The sequence below is a fragment of the Roseateles sp. AC306 genome, from assembly GCF_979253795.1.
Map to the genome: position 1 here is coordinate 329,244 of NZ_CEEDEB010000002.1, position 20,562 is coordinate 349,805.

The following is a 20,562-nucleotide window of genomic DNA, read 5'->3' on the forward strand; positions in this document are numbered from 1 at the left end:
CATTGATGGGGAGTGAAGCTTCCGAAGCCGGCACCTAAGTTTGTTGCGTCCTGCCCGCCAGGAACCCCTTCTCAGGAGACATCCATGATCCGCTTGCCTGCTCGCTTCAGGTTGGCCGGAGGCTTCGCCGCCGCCGCGCTGACGACCTCTCTCCAAGCCGCACCCACCTGCTATCACAACTACGGCGCCATCGACGCGATGAAGCCGAACAAGCTTTTCCTGTACTACCCGACCGCCAACGACGCGACCTTCCCGAACTACGCGACCAACGTGTCGCCCGCACGCACCTTCGCCATCGGCTCGCTGCCCGGCGCACCCGCCGGCACCACGGCGCAATTGCGTGATCGCATCTTCGACGTGGTCTCCACCGACTACTGCGAGTTCAACGTCCAGGTGCTGCCGCCGACGACGACCAACCCCGATTCACTGGTGCTGCCGCCCGGGCGGCGCAACATCGTCGCCATCGGGGCGGACACCGACCCCTCGCTGTTCGGCATCGCCGAGGCTGTGGACACGGGCGACGCCGACGTCATCGACCATGCGCGCGTCTTCGGCGGCTCCTATGGCGTGTTCTGCAGCGCCGAACTCTCGGGCGCCGGCAACACGCTGAACCGCTGGGCCCTGGGCATCGGCGGCACTGCCGCGCACGAGGCCGGGCACAACTACGGCCTCTCGCACAGCGCGGTCGTGCACACCGGCGAGGACGCCTTCACCAACCACATCATGCCGGCAGGGCCCTCGATGCCCTGCACCAACCGCGTCAGCCAGCGGCGCCACTTCAGCGACCAGGATTTCGGCATCCTGGCCAACAACGTCGGCCTCACCCTGCAATCGCTGGCCAACTGGGACTTCGTCAACCCGAACGCCGCCACCGCGTCCCGGCTGCGCATGGAGGTGCTCAGCCGCAGCGCCTCGCTCACGCCGGTGTCCACCTACCTGGGCTCGCTGAGCCCATGGAATGCGCCGAGCGTCTCCGCGTCGGGCACGCGGACTTTCAAGGGCGTCAGCTACAACCGCTTCTTCGTCACCTGGCAGTCGGCCAAGGGCTGGGCCAGCCCGAACCAGCCGGGCAGCATCGCTGGCCAGGTGCGCGGCGCCGAGCAGTTCCATATCGGCACGCATTTCGCGCAGGAAGACATCGTCAACACCTCGGATCAGGTGGTCATCGTCAACGCCACCCTGCTCGACGCTGGCGGCTCGGCGCTGCCGCTGCATCCGCGCGTGCCCACCTTCGACACCGGCACGCTGTCGTCGGACGGCACCTTCACGCTCGGCCTGGCCAACCTTGCGGCGGCCAACCTGGTGCTGCGCAACTGGCGCGGCTTCGTGCTGCCACGGCCGGCCCACATCGACAGCATGCTGCGCAGCGCTTCAGGCGGGCTGAAGCTGTTCGACATCCAGGAGGAGGAAATCAACCCCTGGCGCCAGCTGCAATTGCCAACGGCGATGGAACTGCCCGCCGGGTCGCCCGAAAAGCCGGGCGAAGCACGCTTCGTGCTCGGCAACCTGCTCAAGGACGGGCGCAACGTGCGCGTCAAGTTCCGCAGCCGGGCGACGGGCGACGCAACCGTCGGCGCCCAGGAAGTGAACGGCGACGTCATCGGCGCGCTGGCCACGGACCCCTTCCCAGGCGCCTCGGTCTTCCTGGAGGGCGATGTCGTCGAGCCCGACGCGCTGCAGTGGGACGCCGAGAAGAAGAGCTTCGTCAACAAGGAACTGGTCACCCACGTCTTCCTGCAGGTCGCCGGCAAGCGCGCCAAACCCGTCGACGGGGCCTTGAGCGGCCTGCTCCGCGGCAAGGTGGTGTGCTCCAACCTCAACACGCGGCAGTCGGTCAGCATGAATGTCGACAGCGACGGCAGCTTCGATTGCGAAAAGGCCGGTCTCGTGTCCCTGCATGGCGAGCGTGTGCAAGTCTCGCAGGTGGCGCTGGTCAACACGCCGCAGCCCGCCGTGCAGATCGGCGGGCTGGACATTGCCAAGGTCACCTGCACCAACCTGCGCTCGCGCCAGTCGGTGTCGTTCAAGCCTGGCGTCAGCACGGCCGCACTCGATTGCGTGAAGGCCGGCCTCGAGGTCGGCGAGAAGGCCACGCTGCAGATCACCCAGGTCGGCACCGTGCGCTGATAGCGCCGGCCCGGCTTTTTTCTTCACCCGCTGTTCCTTGGAGACCCTTATGAAGACATTGAAGACCACCCTGGCCGCGCTGAGCTTTGGTTTCGCGGCATCGACGGCGTTCGCCGCCGGCGTCACCAACGGCGACTTTGCCAGCGGCGACCTGACGGGCTGGACCACCACCGGCAACGTCGCCGTGGATACCACCGCCCAGTTCGGCGCCGCACCCGCCGGATTCACCACCCAGGCCGTGCTGGGCACCGCCGGCACGTCCGGCTTCCTGTTCGGCGGCAGCGCCGTGGCGGCGGCCACATTGGAGTCCTTTGCCGGCCTCGGCGCCGGGGCGCTCACCGCAATGAACGCCACCGTCGGTTCCGGGCTGCGCACCGATTTCACGGCTGCGGCCGGCGAGCGGCTGACGTTCCAGTGGAAGCTCATGAGCGACGACCCGCAGGACGCGCCGGCCGACGACACGGCCTACCTCGTGCTGGACTCGACCCTCATCAAGCTGACGAGCGTCAAGAGCGCGACATTCCTGGGCAGCACGGCCTCGCCGATGTTTGACGAGACGGCCTACCTGACCTTCACCAGCGCACCGCTCACGGCCGGCGCTCACAGCGTCAGCCTCGGCGTTTTCGACGGCTCGGACACGCTCGGCGCGTCGGCGCTGGCCGTCACCGGCGTGACGCTGGCGCCAGTGCCGGAGCCCGCGTCCGCGCTGCTGTTGATCGGCGGCGCAGCGTTGCTGGGCCTGATCAAGCGCCGCGGGCAATAGGCGGGCCGGCATCTCCGGTACCTCGCACAGAGGCGCGCGGCAGCGCCGCTAGACTCGCCGCGCACCCCTGCCCTGATCCGGAGAACGTCCCATGCCCGCCGATCCCATCCTGCTGGCCCGCCACGGCGACATCGAGTGCCTGCTGCTGCCCGCCCTGGCCAACCGCCACGGCCTCATCACCGGTGCCACCGGCACCGGCAAGACCATCAGCCTGCAGACGCTGGCCGAGAATTTTTCCAAGCTCGGCGTGCCTGTTTTCATGGCCGACGTGAAGGGCGACCTGACCGGCATCAGCCAGCCCGGCAACCCCAGCGAGAAGCTGCTCGCCGTGCTCAAGGAGCGCGGCATTGAGCCGCCCGAGAAACTGGCCTGCCCGACGACGCTGTGGGACGTCTTCGGCGAACAGGGCCACCCGGTGCGGGCGACTGTGTCGGACATGGGACCGCTGCTGCTGGCCCGCATGCTGGCGCTGAACGAGACCCAGGCCGGCGTGCTGCAGATGGTGTTCAAGATCGCCGACGACAACGGCCTGCTGCTGCTGGACCTGAAGGACCTGCGCGCGATGCTGCAGCACGTGGGCGACAACGCGAGTCAGTTCACGACGCAGTACGGCAACGTCTCGGCCGCCAGCGTCGGCGCCATCCAGCGCGGCCTGCTGCAGATCGAGGCCCAGGGCGGCGACAAGTTCTTCGGCGAGCCCATGCTCAACATCGCCGACTTCATGCAGACGGAAGGTGGTCTGGGCGTCATCAACGTCCTGGCTGCCGACAAGCTGATGAACGCGCCGCGCCTGTATGCGACCTTCCTGCTGTGGATGCTTTCCGAGCTGTTCGAGACGCTGCCCGAGGTGGGCGACCTGGACAAGCCGAAGCTGGTGTTCTTCTTCGACGAGGCCCACCTGCTGTTCAAGGACGCGCCCGACGCGCTGGTCGAGCGCATCGAGCTGGTGGTGCGCCTGGTGCGCTCCAAGGGCGTGGGCGTCTACTTCGTGACGCAGAACCCGCTGGACATTCCAGACGCCGTGCTGGGCCAGCTCGGCAACCGCGTGCAGCACGCGCTGCGCGCCTTCACGCCGCGCGACCAAAAAGCCGTCAAGAGCGCCGCCGACACGATGCGCGCCAAGCCCGGGCTGGACATCGCCACGGCCATCACGGAGCTGGCGGTCGGCGAGGCGCTGGTGAGCCTGCTCGACGAGAAGGGCCGGCCCAGCGTGACGGAGCGCGTCTTCGTGCTGCCGCCGGGCAGCCAGATCGGGCCGATCACACCGGCGCAGCGCCAGCAGCTGATCGCCAACTCCTTGGTGGCGGGCGTCTACGAAAAGCATCTGGACCGCGAATCCGCCTATGAAAAGTTGAGCGGCAAGGCGGCGGCGCCGGCGGGCGGCGGTATGGCGGCCGAGGCCGGGCAGGTCTTCAAGGGCGGCCCGGCGGCACCGGCGCCGGCCGAGGAAGGCGGCGGCCTGATGGACAGCCTCAAGGGCGTGCTGTTCGGCACGACCGGCCCGCGCGGTGGGCGGCATCCGGGCCTGGCCGAGAAGGCGGCCCAGTCCGCCGTGCGCAGCATGGGATCTGCCGTGGGCCGCGAGATCATCCGCGGTGTGCTGGGCAGCATCCTGGGCGGCGGTGGCAGCCGCCGGCGCTGAACTGGCGCCACTGGCGCGCGGCCGGCCCCGTTCGTCGCGGCCGACTGGCGCCTGCGCAATGACGGCCTGATGCTGGCGCGATGAAGCCTGAACTGCCCAAGTACGACTGGCGCACCCATCTCGGCGGCACGGTCGCCATCTGCGTCGTCATCGGCCTGCTGAACTACCTGTTCCGGGGCGACGGCTTCTGGATGGGCATGCTCTATTCGTTCTGCATCGGCGTGCAGATCTCCATCTGCGTGGCCCTGCTGCAGTCCGCACTGGCCTTCGCACTGATCCGCCGCTTCGGCGACGCCGCCGTGCTGCGCCGCGCCTGGGTCAGCTGGGGCCTGATGCTGCCCTGCGTGTTGATCGGCTCGATGGCCGGCTACACGGGCGGCATGTGGCTGGCCGATCTGGTGAGCGGCCAGCGTTCCCTGGCGCCCTGGAACGTCGGCGACCGGCGCGTCACGCTGTCCATCGCCTTCACGTTGCTGGCGTCGGTGCTGGGTTCGATCGTCTTCTTCTGGATGTTCAAGCTGAACGCGCTGAGGCTGGACCGGGCCGAGGCCCAGCGCCAGGCCGCTGAGGCGCGGCTGACGCTGCTGCAGAGCCAGCTGGAGCCGCACATGCTGTTCAACACGCTGGCGCATCTGCGCGTGCTGATCAAGCTGGAGCCCGACGAAGCCCAGCGCATGCTGGACCGGCTCATCGACTTCCTGCGCGCCACGCTGCAGGCCAGCCGTGCGACCGAACACGCCCTGGCCGACGAGTTCGAGCGCCTGTCCGACTACCTCGCGCTGATGCAGCTGCGCATGGGCGAGCGGCTGAGCGTGCAGCTGGACCTGCCGGCCGAACTGAGCGGCATCGCCATCCCGCCGCTGCTGCTGCAGCCGCTGGTGGAGAACGCCATCAAGCACGGGCTGGAGCCGCATGTGGCCGGCGGCGAGCTGCGCGTGTCGGCCTCGCGCGCGGGCGGGCGGTTGGTGCTGGAGGTGGCGGACAACGGCGCCGGGCTGGCAACTGCGAACGCGCTGAGTGGCATTGGCACCGGCTTTGGTTTGAACCAGGTCCGCGAGCGCCTGGCCCATCGTTACGGCGACGCGGCCAGCTTTGCGCTGAAACCCCAAACCGAAGGCGGCAGCGTCGCCCGCATCGAGATCCCGTCATGACGACCGCCCTCATCGCCGAAGACGAACCCCTGCTCGCCGACAACCTGCGTGCCGAGCTGGCCACCGCCTGGCCCGCGCTGCAGGTCGTGGCCCAGGCCGGCAGCGGCACGGCGGCTGTGGAGCTGGCGCTGCGCCACCGGCCGCAGGTCTGCTTTCTGGACATTCGCATGCCGGGCATGACCGGCCTGGAGGCAGCGCAAGCCATCGGCGAGGACTGGCCAGAAGACGGGGGCGCCCTGCCCTTGTTCGTCTTCGTGACGGCCTACGACCAGTACGCGCTGCAGGCCTTCGATGCGGCCGCCGCCGACTACCTGCTCAAGCCCGTCACGCCAGAGCGGCTGGCGCAGAGCGTGACCCGGCTGCAGGCCCGCCTGGCTCAACCAGCGACGGGCGACGCCACGCTGGCCACGCTGCGCCAGTTGCTGGCCCAGACTGCACCCGCGCCGCGGCTGCGCCACCTGCAGGCCGCCGTCGGCGACACCATCGAACTTGTGCCGGTGGACCACATCGTCTACCTGGAAGCCGCCGACAAGTACGTGCGCGCCGTGACCGCCGAGCGCGATTACTGGGTGCGCATGTCGCTGCGCGAGCTGGCCCCGCAGCTCGACCCCGCGCGCTTCTGGCAGGTGCACCGCAGCACCATCGTCCACATCGACGCCGTCGCCCGCGCCCAGCGGCTGGAGAACGGCACCGTGCTCCTCGAGCTGCGCGAGCGGCCAGAGAAGCTGACGGTGAGCAGAGTGCACGCAAATCGTTTCAAAGCACTCTGACTCGCGGTAGCAGGGAAACGATGCAAACCGTATAAACGGTTTTCATCGTTATGAACCGCAAACCCAAACCCGCTCCCGAGGAACGCCTGAAGCTTGTGCGCGACGGCTTCACCATGCCCGAGGCGGACTACGCCTTGATAGCTCAACTCAAGCACCGCCTGCATGCCGCGCACCGCGAGGCCAAGAAGAGCGAGCTGCTGCGCGCCGGCCTGCAAGCCCTGGCCCTGCTGACGCCCAAGGACCTGGCCGCCGCGCTGGACCGGCTGGCGCCAGTGAAGACCGGCCGCCCACCGAAGAAGACCGAAGCACCATGAATGACACGACCACGCTGCATTGGTGGACCCTGCTCTGCGCCATTGCCGGCCTCAACCTGATCGCCTGGACGGCCTCCACCGCCTGGCTGCACCGCCACCGGCCGGATGGTTCGACCTGGCCGCACCAGCGCCTGCAGCTGCTGCTGTCGGCGCTGTACGTGCTGGGCTGTGGCTACCGCTCCTTTCTGCCGGTGTTCGACGTGCCGCGCGTCGTCATGGTCGATTCCTGGGCCTCCAGCGTCATCGTCGGCCGCACGGTGGCCACCATCGCCGAGCTGAGCTTTGCCGCGCAATGGGCGCTGCTGCTGCGCGGCGCGGCGCTGACGACCGGGCACAGATTCAGCGGCTGGGTGGCGCAGGCCATCTTGCCGATGATCGCCATCGCGGAGCTGCACTCCTGGTACGCCGTGCTGACGACGCGCAACATCGGCCACGTCGTGGAAGAAACGCTGTGGGGCACGGCCGCCGTGCTCAGCGTGGTGGCGATGCTGCTGATGTGGCCGCAGGCGACGGCACGTGGGCGGCGCTGGCTGGGCGTCGTCATCGTGGCCGGCACGCTCTATGCGGCCTATATGTTCCTTGTCGACGTGCCCATGTACTGGGCACGCTGGCTGGCCGACGAGGCTGCCGGTCGGGCCTACACCAGCGTTGCGGCGGGCGTTGCCGATGCGTCCAGCCGCTGGACCGTTTCGCACGACTGGGCGCACTGGCGCAGCGAGGTGGTGTGGATGACGCTCTACTTCAGCGTCGCGGTCTGGATCAGCATTGGCCTGGCGCATGTGCGGCTGCCGCTGAGGGTGGAGCGTCGTCCTTAGAATCGACGGCATCGCGGGCCTGCAACACGGCCCGCTTCCATTTCCAGAGCCGACGATGAGCAACCCTGCTGCACCCGCTTCACCCACGGCCCCCGCGAGCAACTTCCTGCGCCAGCGCATCGAGCACGACCTCGAGACCGGCACGTTCGCGGGCCGCCACTTCGGCGGCACGCCGGGCGACGCCGCCCACCACGCCGCCGGCCCGCTGGACGAGGCGCGCATCCGCACCCGCTTCCCGCCCGAGCCCAACGGCTATCTGCACATCGGCCACGCCAAGAGCATCTGCCTGAACTTTGGCCTGGCGCGCGACTACGGCGGCGCCTGCCACCTGCGCTTCGACGACACCAACCCCGAGAAGGAGGAGTTGGAGTACGTCAACGCCATCAAGGAGATGGTGCAGTGGCTGGGCTGGAGCTGGGGCAGCAACCTGTTCGAGGCCAGCAGCTACTTCGACTTCATGTACGCCGCCGCCGAGGCGCTCATCAACGCCGGCCATGCCTATGTGGACGAGCAGAGCGCCGACGACATGCGCGGCAACCGCGGCGACTTCGGCCGGCCGGGCGTTGACAGCCCCTTCCGCAGCCGCTCAGCCGAAGAGAACTTGGCGCGATTCCGCGAGATGCGCGATGGCCAGCATGCCGACGGCGCCATGGTGCTGCGCGCGAGGATCGACATGGCCTCGCCCAACATCAACCTGCGCGACCCGACGCTCTACCGCATCAAGCATGCGGAGCATCACGCGACGGGCAGCAAGTGGTGCATCTACCCGATGTACACCTATGCCCACCCCATCGAGGACGCGCTGGAGCGCATCACGCACAGCATCTGCACGCTGGAGTTCGAGGACCAGCGGCCCTTCTATGACTGGCTGCTGAACCAGCTCGCCGACCTCGGCCTGCTGGCCCGCCCGCTGCCGCAGCAGATCGAGTTCGGCCGCCTGAACCTGAACTACGTCGTCACCAGCAAGCGCAAGCTGCGCCAGCTGGTGGAGGAGAACCACGTCAGCGGTTGGGACGACCCGCGCATGCCGACGCTGGTGGGCCTGCGCCGCCGCGGCTTCACGCCGGCCAGCGTGCGTGCGATGGTGGAAGCCACCGGCGCCAGCAAGCAGAACGCCTGGATCGACGACACCGTGCTCGACCAGGCCTTGCGCGCCGACCTGGAGCCGCAGGCGCCGCGCGCCTTTGCCGTGCTGCAGCCGCTCAAGCTCAAGCTGACGAACTACGCCGAAGTCTTCGGCAGCGCCGAGCACCGCGAGCCTTGCGAGACCGCCGCCCACCCGCACAAGCCCGAGCTCGGTCTGCGCAAGTTCTCGCTCGGTCCGGAGTTGTGGATCGAGGCCGAGGACTTCGTCGAAACGCCGCCCAAGGGCTATTTCCGCCTGTTCCCGGGCAACAAGGTGCGGCTGAAGGCTGGCTACATCATCGAATGCACGGGCGCCGAGAAGGATGCCGACGGCAAGGTCACCGCCGCTCTGGCCAACGTCATCCCCGACACCAAGAGCGGCACGCCGGGCGCCGATGCGGTCAAGGTCAAGGGCACGATTGGCTGGGTCGGCGCGCACGAGGCTGTCGCCGCCGAAGTGCGCCTTTACGAGCGCCTGTTCGCCGAGGCCCAGCCCGATGCCGGCGGCCGCGACTTCATCGAGTTCCTCAACCCCAACTCGCTGCGGGTCGTGCAGGCCTTCGTCGAGCCTTCACTGGCCGGCGCGGCGGCAGACCAGCGCTGGCAGTTCGAACGCCATGGCTACTTCGTCACCGACCGGGAAGACCACAGGGCTGACAGACCGGTATTCAACAAGATCACCGGGTTGAAGGACGGCTTCACGAAGTAGTCAGACGCGACGGACTGTCGGGCTGGCGTAGTCGCGGCCGACGACGGCGCGCGCGAACAGGTAGTTCTGCAACGCCGTCTCGCTCAGCGAGTCCAGCCGCACGCCGCCCTGAGAGTCGCAGGGGAAGGCCAGGGCGCGGCCGGTCTGGAACAGGGACTCGAAGCGCAGCTCGAAGTCGTCGGTCATCAGGGGCATCGGGCGTGAGTTCATGGGGCACCTCGTCTTGATTGCAGACTAGGCGCCGCCCTGGCCGCTTGCGCGTGAAAAGGTCGCAGCCTGCACCTCAGCCCCCCGCAGTGGGCGGGCCACGCGCCAAGATGTCACGACCTTAACGACCCGCTGGCCGAAGCAGGTCGATCTGGAAGGGCCGGTCGTTCATCTCGACCCGTTCGGGCCTGGGCGTCTCCAGCGTGAAGAGTTTGCGACGCGGCAGGTCCAGCCGGGTCAGCGAAGGCTGCAGATAGCGGCGCAGCAGGGCCTGCAACGAACCGTCGGCAAAGGCCAGGCGCAGGCCGCGCTCGACCCGGTCGATGGCCAAGCGGTTGCCGGGGTGGGTATAGAGATATTGCGGCAGGTCGTAGGACAACAGCAGGCTGTCGTCCAAAGCCAGGCCCTTGACGCCCGCATGCGCCTGGATCTCATGGCCTATCTCCTGCACGCTGCGGCAGAACAGGTCGGCCCGGCCCACGGCCACCAGCTCGAACATGGCCTCGTAGGTACTCGCCTCGGTCACCTTGAAGCCGTTGGCGCGCATGACAGCCACGTCGGCCCAGTTGCGCCCTTGCACATGGCGCAGCGCGGCCACGGCGGCCAGGCTGTCGGCCGCGCGCACGGCCGCCTGTCGGGGCGCATGCACGAAGCAGACCCGGTAGCGGTTGACGCCCAGATGGATGGGGAACAGCACGGGCACCAGCCCGGCCGCGCGGCCCGTCTCCGGGCTGGTCACGATGAGGTAGTTGGGCACCGTGCCCCGGGCCGCCTCCAGCAGCGCGCGGCTCTTGTTCATCGCTGCCGACTTTTCCAGCCGGTAGGCGCCGTCGCTGCCACGGGTCTTGTCCAGCGCCAGCTGCACGGCGTCGCGGACGTAGGCGTTGCGCATGTCCGCGGCGCTGTCCGGTGCACGCAGCGTGACGACCAGCTCCTGCGCCTGGGCGGGCCGCCAAGCGCCTGACAGCAGAGAGCCTCCAGCACCAAGAAGCAGACGTCGCTCGATCACTGCCGTTGCCGGGTGCCGCCGTCGCAGACCCGGACTCCTTTGTTGCGCCGATTCTATGGGCGTGCCGTGCCCAAGCGGCCGGCGGAATCGCTCCGCAGGTCAGTCCTGTGCCAGGTCGGCCAGCCTTCTCACCTTGACCTTGCGCCCCTTGAGCTTGCCCGCCGACAGGCGCTTGACCGCCTCCGCAGCGATGTTTCGTTGCACCGCAACATAACTGTGGAAGTCAGTGACATTGATCTTGCCGATCTGCGCGCCGGCAAAACCGGCTTCACCGGTCAGCGCGCCGAGGATGTCGCCGGGGCGGATCTTCTCCTTGCGGCCACCCAGGATCTGCAGCGTGTCCATGGCCGGCAGCAGCGGGCCGCCGGGCGCGTCGGTCAGGCCGTTCAGCGGCTGCCAGACGAAGGCCTCGCCCTGAAGCTGCTCGATGCGGCCGATGCGGCCCATCTCGTCCAGGCTGGCCAGGCTGAGTGCCAGGCCGTCGGCGCCAGCGCGGCCGGTGCGGCCGATGCGGTGAACGTGCTGCTCCACGTCGGCGCTGATGTCAACGTTGATGACGCAGGCCAGGTTGGCGATGTCCAGGCCGCGCGCGGCCACATCGGTGGCCACCAGCACGGAGGCGCTGCGGTTGGCGAACTGGATGAGCACCTGGTCGCGGTCGCGCTGCTCCAGGTCGCCATGCAGGGCCAGCGCGATGAAGCCCTGGGCGGCCAGCACCGCCTCCAGGTCGCGGCATTGCTGCTTGGTGTTGCAGAAGGCGATGGTCGACTCCGGGCGGAAGGCGCGCAGCAGGCGCGGCACGGCGTCCAGGCGCTCGCTCTCGCCCACCTCGAAGGCGATCTGGCGGATGGTCGACGAAGCGGCGCTCGTGGAGCCCGCCACCTTCACCGACTGCGGGTCGCGCATGAACTTGGCCGCAATCTCGCTCACGCCCTCGGGGAAGGTGGCCGAAAACAGCAGCGTCTGGCGCTTGGCCGGCGCGCGCTTGGCGATGGCCTTGATGTCGTCCAGGAAGCCCATGTCCAGCATGCGGTCGGCCTCGTCCAGCACCAGCGTGTTCAGCGCGGACAGGTCCAGCGTGTCGCGCTCCAGGTGGTCAATCAGGCGGCCCGGCGTGCCGACGGCAATGTGGGCGCCGAAGGACAGACTCTCGATCTGCGGCTTCATCGGGCTGCCGCCGCACAGGGCCAGCACCTTGATGTTGTCGGCCGCGCGGGCGAGGCGGCGGATCTCCTGCGTGACCTGGTCGGCCAGCTCGCGCGTGGGGCACAGCACGAGGGCCTGCACGCGCGTCTGGGCGGCGTCCAGCCGGTGCAGCAAGGCCAGCGCGAAGGCGGCCGTCTTGCCGGAGCCTGTCTGGGCCTCGCCGATGACGTCGCGGCCCGCGAGGGCCAGCGGCAGGCTGGCGGCCTGGATGGGCGTCATCTGCGCGTAGCCGAGCTGGTCGAGGTTGGCCAGCATGGCGGGGCTGAGCGGCAGTGTGGAAAAAGCGATATCGGTCATGCCGCGATTGTCGAGGCTGTGACTTCTTCCTCGCTTCCGGCCGTCGGTCGGCCGGGATTTGCATTTGGACACCCGCGCGCCGAAGCTCGCTCACTAGCATTCGCGCCGGGCCTCAAAACCCCTTCCTAACGCCATGCCTACCGTCACACGCACCTTCCCTGCCACCCAGCCCATCGACCCGCCGACCTCGGCGCGGGCAAGGGTGCTGGATAGCGGGTCGCCACGGCCGCAGGCAGCGCGCCCGGTCGCACCCGCCGCTGTCAGGGCGCGGCCGGCGGCGGGCCCACGCGCACAGGGCGCAGCCACCCAGCAGGACGGCCTGCCACGCTGGGCCAAGGGCGTCGTGATCGGTGGCGTTCTGCTGGCCGTGGCCATGCCGGCCACGGTGCTGATGTCGCGCTCCATGCTCGTGCAGGAGGCGCTGGCCGAGCAGAGCAGCTCCAAGGCCGCCATGGTCTGCACCGGCGGTGATGCCCGCGCGGTGGACGACTCCAGCATCTCGGGCTGGCTGTTCAGCGGCTCGTTCTTCAGCTGCGGCGACTGGGAGACCCGCGACGCCCGCGTGCAGCGCGAGCGCGATCAGGCGCACAACAACTACATGGCGCGCGAACGCATGCGCCAGGGCCTGCCGCCCAACTGACCCGGCCGCAGCCGTTCAGCTGCGCAGGCTCACGCTTTTGATCAGGCCCTCCACCCGCGGCTGGTAGCGCGGGAAGAACACCAGGCGCGGCGCGCTGTAGCTCACCAGGAAAAGCTCTCCGTCGCGTACGCGGCCGTAGGCCACGCCCCGGAGCGGCACTTCGTCGACCTTGCGCACCGTCGAATACTCGAAGCGGAAACCCTGGCCACCCAGGAACTGCGCCGGCTCGAGCTTGTCCAGCGTGAAGCTGGAGCCGTCCTGCGTCTGCAGGGACTGGAACATCGCCACGATGTCGGCCGGCTGCATGCTGGCCTTGAAGATCACGGGCTGGCGACCCTTGGGCGGGTTGGACGGGCCGAAAGTCTGGCCGTCCTTGATGTCGGTGTAGAAGCTCAGCGCGTCGATGGTGATGCCTTCCATCGTCCAGGTGGGCACGCCCTGAGTCAGGCCGCCGCCGAACTGGTTCCAGGCGGCGTCGACCTTCACGGCCAGGCGCTTGCCGATGGTCGCCTCGCCCACCTCGACCCGCGTGACGGGCGCCGCGCAGGCAGTCAGCAGCAGGGCCAGGCCCAGGGCGGCCAGGCGGCCGAGGATGTTCTTGTGGTTCATGGGGATGCCCTCCTCAGAGCAGACTCTTGATCAATGCCGCATCGGGGGCGGCGGGTGCTTTGTCGATGTAGCGCGTAAAGGCTTCGCGGGCACGGTCGGCCTGGTCGCGGCTGCGGTGCAGATAGCCCAGCGCACGGTGGCATTCGGCGGGTTCGCTGCCCAGCGCGACGGCGCGCTCGAAGTCCGCATAGGCGAGCTCCGGATCGCCAACCGCCGCGCGCAGCCGGCGTGCCTCGCCGCGGCTGTACAGCAGGTCGGCGCGCTCGGGCTGGCGCTCGATCAGCCGGTTCAGCAAGGCCAGGGTCTCGTTGGTCTGGCCGCGCTTGAGCTCGTCGTCCAGCATCTGCGCCTGCAAGCCTGCCAGGGCCCGGCGGTGTTCCTCTTCACCCAGGTAGCCGCCACTGTCGCCAGCGGCCAGCTCGGCCAGCATGCCGCTGCGCTCGGCAGAGCCGGGATGGCTGGCAAACAGCGGGCTGCGTTGGCTGGGGTCGCCCCCGTGCACGGCGGCCAGCTCCAGGCGCAGGTTGTCCCACACCTTGGCGGCCTCGCGGGTGTCGTAACCGGCCTGGCGCATCAGCGCGAGGCCGATGTGATCGGCCTGGCGCTCCTGGTCGCGCGAGAAACCGAAGGCGCCGGCGATGGCCGCCATCTGCCCCACCAGCCCGACAAGGCCGAACATGCTCATGAACATGCCGAAGGCGGAACGGGACTTGATGTCGCGCAGCCGCTCCAGCGTGTGGCGCTGCATGTAGTGGCCGATCTCATGGCCGAGCACGGCGGCCAGCTGGGCCTCGTTGTCCACCCGCAGCAGCAGGCCGGTCCAGACCTGCATCATGCCGTTGGGCGCCATGCTGGCGTTGAAGAAGGGCGTGCGCACCGGATAGACGCGCACGTCGGGCGCATGGCTGCCGGCCAGCTTGGCGGCCATGTCCTGCAGATACTTCTGCAGGCCGGCATCGCGCAGGATGAAGGGGCTGCGCCGCAGCCGCGTCTCCTCGCGGTCCATCATGGCCCACAGCCCGCCCTCCTCGCTGGCCACGTCGGGACGCTCGAAGCGTGGCGGGGCGAGCCAGCTGCTCTGCGCGCGGCTGGCCGCCGGGCCGAGCAGGCTGGACAGCGCCAGGCACTGGGCGCAACCGATCAGCGCGCGGCGCCTCATCGGCCCGGTCCCCGTGGCGTTGCCGGGCTCATTGCGGCTTGGGGAAGCCGCTGAGCAGCACGTCGATGGACTCGGCCGCCTCCTTGGCCTCGCGCAGGTCGCCGGTGGCGCGCGCGAGCTGGTTGAACCATAGCACCTGGCCACTTTGCAGGTCCACCAGCGAGGCATAGCCGACCTGCACGCCGCCCGTGATGCCGACGCCGAGCAGGGCCAGGCCGAACATCGCCAGCTTGCGTTCGGCGCTGGCGTAGCTGTCGCGTACCCAGATGAACAGGCCGTAGTCGGCGCCGCTCCTGGTCTTGAGGTCGCGCAGCGCGTCGTCAAAGCTCCAGTCGAGCTTGCCGGCCTTGGTGGGCAGGGCCCAGGCACCGCCGGTCGAATGGTGCAGCGCGATGGAACGGGCCACGGCGGCATGCAGGGCCATGGGCTCGGCGAATTCGTCGGCGGCCTTGTCGTCCATCAGTTCAGTGGTCAGGCCCAGCGTCTTGGTGCGTTGCACCAGCTCGGCCTTCATGTGCTTCTGGGCGTTGGCCGTCCAGTCGGCCTTGGGCTCGGGCACACCGCCGGCTGACAGCGAATACAACTCGACGTCCACCGGCATCAGCACGAGCTTGGCCGCCTGAGGCAGCTTGGCAAAGCCCGGCGCGAGGTTCTTGTTGTCCGCTGCAGTGGCGAGCGCAGCCGTGCAGATGAGCGCGCTGGCGAGCAGCGCGCGCAATGTCGTCTTCATTTTTATCTCTCCCTTTTGACGGCAGGGAATGTAGTGCGTCGCGCGTCGCGTTCAGCTCCAGACTTTCACCGACCCGCGATCACGGGGGAGGGCTCAGCCGCCGGCCCGTTTCACCGTCCAGCCCTCCGGCCGCGCCTGCAGCCAGGCCATCACCTTCTCAAGGTGGTCGCCCTGGATCTCGATGACGCCGTCCTTGGCCGTGCCACCGCTGCCGCAAACGGCCTTGAGCTGCTTGGCCAGGGCCGTCAGCGCCGTGTCATCCAGCGGCAGGCCGTGGATGGCCGTGACGCCCTTGCCTTTGCGGCCCGCGGTTTCGCGGCGCACGCGCACGATGCCGTCGCCCGTCGGCCTCGACTTGGCCTTGCACGTGCATTGCGCGGCGGGCTGGCCGCAACCCGGGCAGGCGCGGCCGAAATCGGTGGAGTAGACGAGGCTCATGGTTTGAGGTGGCGCTCGAAGAAGGCATCCATCGTGCGATACAGATGCAGGCGCGCCGCACGGCCGGCAATGCCATGGGCCTTGCCGGGGTAGATCTGCAGGTCGAAGGTCTTGCCGGCGGTCTGCAACGCCTCGACGAGGCGCAGCGTGTGCTCGAACAGCACGTTGTCGTCGGCGGTGCCGTGGACCAGCAGCAGCGGCCTGGCGAGCAGCGCAGCGCGCGACGGCAGATTGGCGCTGGCGTAGGTCGCCGCCTTGCCGCCATCGGGCTGCCCGAGATAACGCTCGGTGTAGGCGGTGTCGTAGAGCGTCCAGTCGGTCACTGGCGCCACGGCCACAGCGGCGGCAAAGGGCGTGGCGCCGTCCAGCACCGCGCGTGCGCCCAGGTAGCCGCCATAGCTCCAGCCGAAGAAGCCGATGCGCGCGGCGTCCACACCGGGCACGCGGCTGGGCAGCTCTCGCACGGCGGCAAAGAGATCGGCCACCTCCACCTTGCCGAACGCGCCCTGGTGGGCGCGCGTGAATTCGCGGTCGCGGTGCGCCATGCCGCGGGTGTCCAGCATGAGCACGCCGTAGCCCCGCTGCTGCCAGTAGGCGATCAGCGGCATGTCCCTGCCCCAGCCCCATTGCACGGTCGCCGCGCCCGGCCCGCCATAGGCCATGACGATGACCGGGTGCTTGCCGGGCCGACCATCCTGGGCGGAGAAGAAGAAGGCGTTCAGCGGCGTGCGGCCGTCAGCGGCGCTCAGGTCCAGCGCCAGCGGCGTGTTGTTGAACTGGCGCAGCGCGGGGTCGGGCGGGTCGCCGGGCAGCGCGATGACGGTACCCTGGCCCGGGCTGCGCAGTTCCAGCCGCGGCGGCGCGCCCCAGGCGGAGCGGGTGACGAGCAGGCGGCCGCATCCTGCATCGGCCTTGGCGTCGCGCCACTGGCGGTTGCCCGCGCCGGCCAGGGGCTGGGCCCTGCCGCCGGCCAGCGGCATCACGTGGATCTCCTGGCCCTTGCCGCGGTCGCCATAGGCCGCAAAGACGACGTCCTGCGCGTTGGCGCAGATGGCATGCGCGACCGGCTCGGCGGCCTGCGTCAGCGGCGTGCGTGTGCCTGTGGCGCGGTCGATGAGCAGCAACTGCCGGCGGCCCGAGGCCTCGCTGGACCAGAGCAGGCCACGCGGCGTTTCGATGAGGTCGTCATGCGCCTCAACCCAGGCGGTGTCGGTCTCGATGGTGATGTCGCGCGGCGCCGAGTTCGCCTTGAACTCGGTCAGCGTCAGCCGCGTCTGGTCGCGCGTGAACCACTGCAGCCAGGGCGTGCCGTCGGCAAACCAGCCGGCGCGGGCGATGTACTCGGCGGTCCTGGGCAAGGCCAGCTCGCGGCGCTGGCCGCTGGCCACGTCGATGGCGAAGGCCGTGACTTTGGCGTTGGCTTCGCCGGCAGCGGGGTAGCGCTGCTGGGTCATCTCGGTGCGGTCGGCAAAGATCTGCGCGCGCGTCTTGAGCGCCACGCCGGACTCGTCCACGCGCAGGGCCAGCAGCGACTTGCCGTCCTTGCTCCACCAGTAGCCGCGCTGGCGCGCCAGTTCCTCGGCGGCGATGAAATCCGCCTGGCCCCAGGTCAGGGTGTCGCTGCCGTCCTGGGTCAGCTGCCGCGGCTTGGCGCCGGCCGCCAGCGGCAGCGTGAAGAGGTTGCCGCCCTGCACATAGGCCAGGCTCCCGCCGTCGGGCGTGCAGCGCGGCTCCAGCCTGGGCGCGCCGGGTTCCAGCGCCAGCTTCTGAGCCTGCGGGCCGGTGGCGGTCAGGCGCACCAGATACAGGTCGCCCGACAGCGGAAAAAGCAGCGCGCTGTCGTCGCTGCCGCACCATTGGTAGCCGGTGATGCCGCGCTGGCTGATGCGTTGGCGCTCCAGTGCCATCTTCTCGGCCTCGCTGAGCTTCTGTTCGGCGCCGCCGAGCAGGTCGACCGCAGCCACGAGCTTGCGCGGCTCACCGCCGGCGCTGGGCTGGGCCCACAGCTCCAGCACCTCGCTGTCGGCCTGCGAGGGCCGCAGGAAGCTGACCCACTGCCCGCCCGGCGACACCTCCGCCTGGCGCGGCAGGCGGCCGGCCAGTGGCGGGTCGGCGGTGAGGCGTTCGAGGGTCAGCGAATTCGGGGTCTGGGCCAGCGCCGCGCTCGTGGCGCAGGCACTGACCAGGAGGGTCATGAGGATCTTCATCGCGGCATGCTATCCGCGCCGCCGCCCGCCCTCTTCAGGTCGGCGCCGGGGCGTGCCGGCCTGATGGCGGCGCGGTCGTGCACCGCATCAACGTCATCGGCCAACAATCGCCAAGTTGATCGAATGCGCTGAAGCCGCGCCCCTAGCATGCCGCCCACCAACGGGGGGTATGACGTGATGCGACTTCGAGCGGCTCAATCTTCCAGTGCGCCTCGCCTTTGGCGAGCCCTCGCCTGGGTCACCTGGCTGGGCCTGGCGGCGCCGGCCGCTCTGGCCGCGCCAAGGATCGTCACGCCCTTGCCGCAGGACTGGCGCTTCATCCAGGCCGATCCGCAAGGCGCCGAAACGCGCGGCATGAATGACGCCGCGTGGAAGGTCGTCTCCGTGCCGCACGACTGGGCGATCGCCGGACCCTTCGATGCCAACGCCAAGGCGGGCGGCGAGAACGGCTTTCTGCCCACTGGCGTGGCCTGGTACCGCAGGACGCTGGACGTCAAAGCGCGCCCTGGGCGCCGCTACTTCATCGAGTTCGACGGCATCATGGAGCGCAGTGGTGTGTGGCTGAACGGCCATCACGTCGGCCACCGGCCCATGGGTTATGTCAGCCAGCGCTACGACATCACGCGGCACCTGCGCGCCGATGGCGCCAACGTGCTGGCGGTGCGGGCCGACACCTCCGCAGCGCCGTCCTCGCGCTGGTACAACGGTTCCGGCATCTACCGGCATGTCCGCCTGATCGAGACCGGGGACCTCCACATCCCGCAGGGCGGCGCCTTCGTGCATGCAACCGCCATCAACGCGGACAAGGCGACGCTGTCCATCGCCACCGAGGTCCGCAACGACATGGCCAGGAAGGCTGCGGCGCGCCTTGAGATCGTCATCACCGGCCCGGACCGGCGAGAGGTCGCCCGCATCACGCCGGCGGCGGTCGAGCTTGCGGCCGGACGCACAGACATCCTGCGCGCCACTGTCGAGCTGCCCAAGCCGCAGCGCTGGGACATCAACAGCCCAGAACGCTACCGCGCCACGATCCGCGTGCTCGGTGCCGACGGCCAGGTGCAGGACGACGAAACCGTCGCCTTCGGCCTGCGCGAGGCGCGCTTCGACCCGGCCACCGGCTTCTGGTTGAACGGCCGCAACTTCAAGCTCAAGGGCGTGGCCCTGCACCACGACGGCGGTGCCGTGGGCGCGGCCGTTCCGCTGGATGTCTGGCGGCAGCGCCTGGGCGCGTTGAAGGCGCAGGGCGTGAACGCGATCCGCACCGCGCACAACGTGCCGAGCCCCGAGTTCCTGGACCTCACCGACGAACTCGGCCTGCTGGTGATGGACGAGCTGTTCGACCAGTGGAACGTCGGCAAGACGCCGGAGGACTATCACCTGTTCTTCGGCGACTGGCACAAGCGCGACACGCTGGACATGGTGCGCCGCGACCGCAACCACCCCAGCATCGTGCTGTGGAGCGCCGGCAACGAGATCCACGACACGGCGTATCCGGTGCAGGCCAAGGCGGCCCTGCGCAGCATCCTCGACATCATCCATGCCGCCGACCCGACCCGGCCGGTGACCATGGGCCTGTTCCGGCCCAACGTCACCAAGGACTATGACAACGGCTTCGCCGACATGCTGGACGTCGTCGGCCAGAACTACCGCGAGAACGAGCTGATCGCCGCGAGCAAGCAGAACCCGAAGCGCAGCATCGTCGGCACCGAGAACGGCCACAACCGTGCCAACTGGGTGCCCGTGCGCGACTACCCGCCGTTCTCCGGCATGTTCCTGTGGACGGGGGTGGACTATCTCGGCGAAGCCAACCGCTCGGGCTGGCCCAATGTCCAGAATCCCGCCGGCCTGCTGGACCGCACCGGCCGCCAGAAGATCAGCGGCATGCAGCGCGAGAGCTGGTGGTCCGAGCGGCCGACGCTGCACGTCGTTCGCAATGCCGACCCATCCGCCGCCGGACCGGCCACCGACGGCGCCGGCGGGCCCAACCAGCCCGTGCTGCCAACGATGATCGCCGTCGCGACGCCACGTCCCAAGGTCGCCCTCTTTGCCGACTGGACGCCCGAGGACGCCTCGCCCCATGCGGAGACCATCGAGGTCTACAGCAATTGCCAGCAGGTCGAGGCTTTCCTGAATGGCAAGACCCTCGGCGTGAAGCCGATCAACGAGGACGCCTCGCCGCGCCGCTGGACCGTGACCTACGAGCCCGGCGAAGTTCGCGCCGCCTGCCGCGATGCCGGCGCGAACGGCCTGTCTGGCAGCCTGCGCACGGCGGGCCCGGCGGTGCGCATCGCGCTGCAATCCGACAAGGCCAAGGTCGGGTCGTCCTTCGACGACCTGGCGTTTGTGCGGGCGCGTGTCGTCGATGCCAACGGCGTCACCGTGCCGAGCGCCACCAACCTCCTGCGCTTCTCCGTGCGCGGCGCTGCACAGCTGGTGGCGACGGACAACGCATCCTCGGTCGACCACAACCCCTTCCCATCGCCCGACCGCGCGGCCCACGGCGGGCATGCCGTGGCGCTGGTTCGCGGAGCCGGGGCGGGAGACTTCACCGTGGAGGCAACGAGCCAGGGGCTGCAAACCGGGCGATTGCAGCTCGGCGCGACGCGCTGACTCGACCGGGCCGTTGCTGGATCGCCCCGGCGGC

At 69.3% G+C, this 20,562-nt stretch carries 18 protein-coding genes; 10 read left to right on the plus strand and 8 right to left on the minus strand.

The features are described from left to right. The first annotated feature begins 84 nt into the window (after positions 1-84). The 8 genes from AC0IZJ_RS06265 to AC0IZJ_RS06300 all read left to right on the plus strand — a co-directional run bounded on the left by AC0IZJ_RS06265 (position 85) and on the right by AC0IZJ_RS06300 (position 9,416). Positions 85-2,127 carry a hypothetical protein gene (locus AC0IZJ_RS06265; protein ID WP_471847760.1) on the plus strand — a complete coding sequence of 681 codons (2,043 nt, stop codon included), beginning with the start codon at positions 85-87 and terminating at the stop codon, positions 2,125-2,127. A gap of 49 nt (positions 2,128-2,176) precedes the next feature. Then, positions 2,177-2,890 (plus strand): PEP-CTERM sorting domain-containing protein, encoded by a 714-nt coding sequence (locus tag AC0IZJ_RS06270; RefSeq protein WP_471847762.1) that lies wholly within the window; start codon positions 2,177-2,179, stop codon positions 2,888-2,890. Positions 2,891-2,981: 91 nt separating this feature from the next. Next, entirely contained in the window at positions 2,982-4,532 is a 1,551-nt protein-coding gene (locus AC0IZJ_RS06275) for a helicase HerA-like domain-containing protein (protein WP_471847764.1), read from the plus strand. Between the two features lie 80 nt (positions 4,533-4,612). Further along, a complete protein-coding gene (locus AC0IZJ_RS06280) occupies positions 4,613-5,683 on the plus strand; it encodes a sensor histidine kinase (RefSeq protein ID WP_471847766.1) in 1,071 nt (356 codons plus the stop codon). Further along, positions 5,680-6,453 (plus strand): LytR/AlgR family response regulator transcription factor, encoded by a 774-nt coding sequence (locus AC0IZJ_RS06285; protein WP_471847768.1) that lies wholly within the window; start codon positions 5,680-5,682, stop codon positions 6,451-6,453. The genes AC0IZJ_RS06280 and AC0IZJ_RS06285 overlap by 4 nt, the downstream gene beginning before the upstream one ends. Positions 6,454-6,503: 50 nt before the next feature. Next, positions 6,504-6,767 (plus strand): hypothetical protein, encoded by a 264-nt coding sequence (locus AC0IZJ_RS06290; RefSeq protein ID WP_471847770.1) that lies wholly within the window; start codon positions 6,504-6,506, stop codon positions 6,765-6,767. Continuing rightward, on the plus strand, positions 6,764-7,582 hold the full coding sequence (locus AC0IZJ_RS06295) for a hypothetical protein (RefSeq protein ID WP_471847772.1): 819 nt from the start codon (positions 6,764-6,766) through the stop codon (positions 7,580-7,582). The genes AC0IZJ_RS06290 and AC0IZJ_RS06295 overlap by 4 nt, the downstream gene beginning before the upstream one ends. A 55-nt stretch (positions 7,583-7,637) precedes the next feature. Beyond that, complete coding sequence (locus AC0IZJ_RS06300) at positions 7,638-9,416, plus strand: glutamine--tRNA ligase/YqeY domain fusion protein (protein WP_471847774.1); 1,779 nt, start codon at positions 7,638-7,640, stop codon at positions 9,414-9,416. On the opposite strand, the gene AC0IZJ_RS06305 is transcribed toward AC0IZJ_RS06300, so the two are convergent. The 3 genes from AC0IZJ_RS06305 to dbpA all read right to left on the minus strand — a co-directional run bounded on the left by AC0IZJ_RS06305 (position 9,417) and on the right by dbpA (position 12,135). Next, positions 9,417-9,626 carry a hypothetical protein gene (locus AC0IZJ_RS06305; RefSeq protein WP_471847776.1) on the minus strand — a complete coding sequence of 70 codons (210 nt, stop codon included), beginning with the start codon at positions 9,624-9,626 and terminating at the stop codon, positions 9,417-9,419. Positions 9,627-9,744: 118 nt separating this feature from the next. After that, complete coding sequence (locus AC0IZJ_RS06310; RefSeq protein WP_471847778.1) at positions 9,745-10,632, minus strand: hypothetical protein; 888 nt, start codon at positions 10,630-10,632, stop codon at positions 9,745-9,747. A gap of 99 nt (positions 10,633-10,731) precedes the next feature. Then, entirely contained in the window at positions 10,732-12,135 is a 1,404-nt protein-coding gene (dbpA, locus tag AC0IZJ_RS06315; protein ID WP_471847780.1) for an ATP-dependent RNA helicase DbpA, read from the minus strand. Positions 12,136-12,268: 133 nt separating this feature from the next. Between dbpA and AC0IZJ_RS06320 the strand changes: the two genes are divergently transcribed. Then, positions 12,269-12,775 (plus strand): hypothetical protein, encoded by a 507-nt coding sequence (locus AC0IZJ_RS06320; protein WP_471847782.1) that lies wholly within the window; start codon positions 12,269-12,271, stop codon positions 12,773-12,775. A 15-nt stretch (positions 12,776-12,790) separates the two neighbouring features. On the opposite strand, the gene AC0IZJ_RS06325 is transcribed toward AC0IZJ_RS06320, so the two are convergent. The 5 genes from AC0IZJ_RS06325 to AC0IZJ_RS06345 form a co-directional block, all read right to left on the minus strand. Beyond that, positions 12,791-13,384: a hypothetical protein gene (locus AC0IZJ_RS06325; protein WP_471847784.1), complete on the minus strand. Its 594-nt coding sequence runs from the start codon at positions 13,382-13,384 to the stop codon at positions 12,791-12,793. Between the two features lie 13 nt (positions 13,385-13,397). Further along, positions 13,398-14,543, minus strand: a complete 1,146-nt coding sequence (locus AC0IZJ_RS06330; protein WP_471847786.1) for a M48 family metalloprotease — start codon at positions 14,541-14,543, stop codon at positions 13,398-13,400. A gap of 28 nt (positions 14,544-14,571) precedes the next feature. Continuing rightward, a complete protein-coding gene (locus AC0IZJ_RS06335; protein ID WP_471847787.1) occupies positions 14,572-15,273 on the minus strand; it encodes a hypothetical protein in 702 nt (233 codons plus the stop codon). A gap of 93 nt (positions 15,274-15,366) precedes the next feature. Beyond that, positions 15,367-15,711, minus strand: coding sequence for a translation initiation factor Sui1 (locus tag AC0IZJ_RS06340; RefSeq protein ID WP_471847789.1), 345 nt, complete (start codon positions 15,709-15,711; stop codon positions 15,367-15,369). Further along, positions 15,708-17,906: a S9 family peptidase gene (locus tag AC0IZJ_RS06345; RefSeq protein ID WP_471847791.1), complete on the minus strand. Its 2,199-nt coding sequence runs from the start codon at positions 17,904-17,906 to the stop codon at positions 15,708-15,710. Before AC0IZJ_RS06345 ends, AC0IZJ_RS06340 begins: the two co-directional genes overlap by 4 nt. 159 nt (positions 17,907-18,065) lie before the next feature. Here AC0IZJ_RS06345 and AC0IZJ_RS06350 point away from each other — a divergent pair, with 159 nt between their 5' ends. Next, positions 18,066-20,528, plus strand: a complete 2,463-nt coding sequence (locus AC0IZJ_RS06350; protein WP_471847793.1) for a glycoside hydrolase family 2 TIM barrel-domain containing protein — start codon at positions 18,066-18,068, stop codon at positions 20,526-20,528. Positions 20,529-20,562: the final 34 nt, after the last annotated feature.